A 747-nucleotide genomic window follows, 5' to 3' on the forward strand; every position below is an offset into this window, starting at 1 on the left:
TGCGAGCTTTTGCTGCTGTTGCTTAATTATCTTGTTCTGTTTAATCAAATGAAGAGTGAGTTCTTCAACTTTTTGAAGGAGTTTAAGTTGCATATCTGAAACAGAAATGCCCTCCTTTTTCATGCTCTCCGCAGAAGGTATTTCCGGAAGGTGTTTATTCTTTTTAATGTAATTCTCCACATCTTCTAAAGATGCTAAGTTGTAGTTATTGTCGAACACGTAATCGGGAGCGGGCACGCTCAAATCAACTTTGATCTCTTCTGCATGTATCTTTCCCTTGACAGTTAATCTTGAATCAGGAGATAAGGTTCCAATACCCACGTTGCCATTCAGAATGGCGTGATTCCCTGAGCCTTTTACTAAAAGATTGCCACTCGTTGTGAAGTCAACATTAAGCGTTGGATCAAGTCTAAAGTCGTCGATAGGAGTACCTGCAGGATTCTCATTGATCTTAATGTGGTTCAATCCTGAGACTTGGTCTACGCGTTCCTGAAGATATGTAATCTTCACAGTGTAGGCCATATAGCTGGCCAGTTCCAGATAAAGCGGAATAGATTTGTTAACATATCCTCCCATTTCTGTATTTAGGTTAGTAGCAGTACCAAAACTCATCCGGGCAGCGTTGGCGATACCGTGAACTTCTGCTAGCTTGAGGGCTGGATCTCCTGTATGTGCTCCCTGATCATATCCGACCTCAATGATATATTTTTGGTAACCTGTTTGATAAGACGAACAAAACAGCTCTAT

1 pseudogene is annotated in these 747 nt (G+C 41.2%); it reads right to left on the reverse strand.

From position 1 onward, the window contains the following. A pseudogene (locus DDR33_RS26235) lies at positions 1-747 on the reverse strand (tail fiber protein); the annotation flags it as partial.

It is taken from the genome of Pararcticibacter amylolyticus (assembly GCF_003130405.1).
In the GTDB taxonomy this organism is placed as follows: domain Bacteria; phylum Bacteroidota; class Bacteroidia; order Sphingobacteriales; family Sphingobacteriaceae; genus Arcticibacter; species Arcticibacter amylolyticus.